The organism is Nonomuraea antri, assembly GCF_013283785.1.
GTDB classification, from domain to species: domain Bacteria; phylum Actinomycetota; class Actinomycetes; order Streptosporangiales; family Streptosporangiaceae; genus Nonomuraea; species Nonomuraea antri.
The window spans coordinates 1-3,604 of record NZ_JABCPZ010000439.1 but is presented as its reverse complement, the minus strand read 5'-3'; the positions used below and the strand labels follow the sequence as shown (position 1 = coordinate 3,604).

The window sequence follows — 3,604 nt, the reverse complement described above, 5'->3', positions numbered from 1 at the left end:
CATCGTGCCCCACCCGCCCCCGGAGCAACAAGGACGTCTTCTTCCTGGGAATGCCTTTCCCCGGAAAAACTCCCGCCAATTACGCGATATACCGATATCGCGACCGAGAGAGGCCGGGACCGCACCCGGATTTCCGTCACCTGAGCAGCCCGGAACCACGACAATGGCCAGGTATGGATTCCGCAGCGAAGAATCAACGGGGACCTTTGGCGGACTTCCTCACTTCCATGAGAGCGCTGGTCGACGTGCGCGAGGCCGGGCTGCCCGTCAGCGGCCAGCGTCGTCGCGTGCCCGGCCTGCGCCGCGAGGAGGTCGCGCACCTGGCGGGCATCAGCACCGACTACTACACCCGCCTGGAGCAGGGGCGCGTGCGCACGGCGTCGATGGGCGTGCTGCACGCGCTCGGCCGCGCCCTGCGGCTGAACGCCGACCAGCAGCGCCACCTCGTCCGGCTGGCCCAGCCCGACCCCGGCGGCCCGGCCGTGGCCGGCCGCCAGCAGGTGAGCCCGCAGGTCGAGCGCCTGCTGGCCAACCTCGTCGACACCCCCGCCCTGGTCTTCGGCCGCTACCTGGACATCCTGGCCTGGAACCGGCTGGCCTCGGCGCTGCTCGGCGACCTGGCCGCGATCAAGCCACGGCGGCGCAACTACGCTCGGATGATCTTCCTCGACCCGCACACGCGCGCCCTGTCGCTGGAGTGGCGCGAACGCGCGCAGGAGGTGGTGTCGAGCCTGCGCCTGGCCGCCGGGATCGACCCCGAGCAGCCCCGGCTGCGCGACCTGGTCACCGAGCTGTCGGCACACGACAGCGACTTCCGCACCTGGTGGACCCAGCACCTGGTCACCACCAGGACACTCGGCCGCTGCCGGCTCAGCCATCCGGTGGTCGGGCGCTTCGACGTCGACTGGCAGGCGCTCAACGTCCCCGACGGCACCGACCAGGCGGTCGTCTTCATCACCGCGCCCCACGGCAGCGCGAGCCACGGGGCGATCCGCCGGCTCGACGCCTGGGCGCGCTCGCGCGACCTGCGCGCGGGGCCGGTCCCCGCGCATCCGGACTGACCGCGCATCCGGGCCGACGTGCTTCCGGGCTGACCGCGCATCCCGGCAAATGGCCGCATCCCGGCCGGCGGAGTGTCAAGAGTTGTGCCAGGGCCGGTGAAAAGGCCGCCGGCCCGGACGATCCAGGCGCCGGGCGCCGTTAGCCTCGACGCCCACCCTCAGACCCAGGACACCGTCGGGAGGGCGAGCACGTGACGCTCGGCAAGTCGCACATTCACGACATCGACCTGCGGGACGACGTCGTGATCAAGCGGTACCGCTCGTGGGCCAGGCGCGAGCCGCACCGGGAGTGGGCCGCGCTGAGCCTGGTCGCCACGCACGTCCCCGGCCTGGCCCCGGTCCCGCTGCGGGCCAGGCTCGACGGGGTCCCGCCGTGGATCATGATGACCAGGCTGCCCGGACTCCCGCTCGACGGCAGGCACGTCACCTCCGATCAGGTGGCCGCCGTCGCCGACGCGCTCACGCTGCTGCACCGGGCGGTCCCCGCCGACGCCGTCCAGGAGCTGCGCCCGGCCGTGTGGACGCCGTCCGCCGCGGTGACCAGGGCCCGCACCTGGGCCGAGCGGAATCCCGATCCCGGCGGCGACGACCCCCTGGTGGCGGAGGCCTTCGCGCGCGGCAGGGAGTGGCTGACCGGCCCGGTCCCCGACCGGCTCACCGCAGGACCGGCGGCCCCGGTGCTCGGCCTGGCCGACGGCGACGTCTCGAACTACCTGTGGAACCCCATCACCGGCCAGGCGCACGTCATCGACTGGGAGCACGCGGGCCGCAGCGACCGGGCCTTCGAGCTGGCCGAGGTGGCCGAGCACATCTCCCACGCCGACGGCGACAGGTTCCTGTCGCACCTCACGCTGTCGTCCGCCGAGGCCGCGCGGGTGCGGGACTTCCGCATCCTGCTGGCGGTGAGCTGGCTGCTCATGCTCGGCCCGCAGGGGCCCTGCCCGGCGCGCGCCGGCACCGGTGAGCTGGAGCGGCAGGCCGGACGGGTGCTCGCGCTGCTCGGCCACGAACCCGCCGCGAAGCCCAGGCGGCGGGTCTTCACGCTGGCCCGGCCGTACCTCGGCTGGCTCTCCTGAGCGCGTACCGGCCGGCCAGCCGCGCGACGGCGACCAGGACGCCCGCCACCGCGGCCGTCACCAGCCACGCCATGAACGTCGGATACAGGTAGACCACCTGGATCCACATGATGTCGCCGCCCCGCGACAGCACCCGGAAGACCGCGCTCATGCTCGCGCACAACGCCGCGGGCGCCAGCAACGGCAGCACCCACCACCACCGGCGGCGGGCGGCCCACCGGCGCGCCCGCACGACCCCGCGCCAGGCCAGGACGATCGTCGCCAGCGTCAGTGCCGCGAAGAGCACGTCCACGGCCAGGTACGACGACCGGGACGGAACCTCGGGCGCCCGGCCCTCGATCATCGCGACCAGGCCGTCCTTGAGCGCCCGGGCGTCGGAGAAGGCCATGCCGGTGTTGGCCATGACCGCCAGCCCGTACCCGGAACGCGGCAGCAGCACCTGGTAGGCGGTCGAGGTGAACAGGTCGCCGCCGTGCTGGATCACCGGCTCGCCGCCCGGGGTCGTCCCGGCCGACCAGCCCAGCGCGTACGAGTCGTCCAGCCGCGACGGGGTGCGCATCTCCCGCATCCCGGCCGGCGACAGGACGCCCCGGTGCTGCGCGATGAGCCAGCGCGCCAGGTCGGAGGCGGTGCTCAGCACCCCGCCCGAGCCGTTGCCGAACCCGGCCGGCTCGGGCAGCGGGACGCTCAGGCCGAGCGCGTACAGGTGGCCGCGGGCACTGGCGGGCAGGTCGCGGTCGGTGTCGATGGTGGTGCTGTGCCGCATGCCGAGCGGCTCGAACACGCTCGCCCTGAGGTGGTCGGCGAACGGCCGGCCGGCGACGACCTCGACCAGCCGGGCGGCGACCTGGTAGTTGGTGTTGTGGTAGCGGTGCACGGTCCCGGGCGCGGCGGCGAGCCCGGCGGTTTTGAGCCTGGCCACCGCGCCGCGCAGCGTGCTCGGCTGGGGCAGGCTCTTCTCGCGGAAGGCCGAGTCGGCCATGCCGGAGGTCTGGTCGAGCAGCTGCCTGACGGTGATCGCCGCCGCCCTGGGGTCGGCCATGGTGAACTCCGGCAGGTACGTCCTGACCGGCCGGTCGAGTTCGACCCTGCCGCGCTCGACCAACTGCATGACGGCCAGCGCGGTGAACGACTTGCTGACCGAGGCGACCGCCATGGGCGTGTCGGCCGTCACCGGGTCGCCGGCCGCGGTCCTGCCGTAGCCGGCCGCGTGGACGACCCGCGTCCCGTGGGTGACCGCGACCGCCACCCCGGGCACGCCGGTGGCCGCGCGGTAGCGGGCGACGAACGCGTCCACGGCGGCGGGCGTGATCTCCGCGGCCGCCGGGGTCGCGGACGGCGCGGACAGTGCGGACAGTGCGGACAGTGCGATCGTCGAGGGGAGCAGGGTGAGGGCGAGGGCGGCGAGGGTGTTCCTGAGCACCCGCCGACGCTAACCGCGCCCCCCGCGCCCCGGCCATTGGGGAA

At 74.0% G+C, this 3,604-nt stretch carries 3 protein-coding genes; 2 read left to right on the top strand and 1 reads right to left on the bottom strand.

Features of this window, described 5'->3' with window-relative positions:
- Positions 1-227 precede the first annotated feature (227 nt).
- Positions 228-1,061, top strand: a complete 834-nt coding sequence (locus HII36_RS54005; protein ID WP_217371108.1) for a helix-turn-helix domain-containing protein — start codon at positions 228-230, stop codon at positions 1,059-1,061.
- Positions 1,062-1,252: 191 nt separating this feature from the next.
- Positions 1,253-2,137: an aminoglycoside phosphotransferase family protein gene (locus HII36_RS54000; protein WP_173531174.1), complete on the top strand. Its 885-nt coding sequence runs from the start codon at positions 1,253-1,255 to the stop codon at positions 2,135-2,137.
- Here the strand turns inward: HII36_RS54000 and HII36_RS53995 are convergent.
- Positions 2,100-3,560 carry a serine hydrolase domain-containing protein gene (locus HII36_RS53995; protein ID WP_173531173.1) on the bottom strand — a complete coding sequence of 487 codons (1,461 nt, stop codon included), beginning with the start codon at positions 3,558-3,560 and terminating at the stop codon, positions 2,100-2,102. The genes HII36_RS54000 and HII36_RS53995 overlap by 38 nt on opposite strands.
- Positions 3,561-3,604 lie beyond the last annotated feature (44 nt).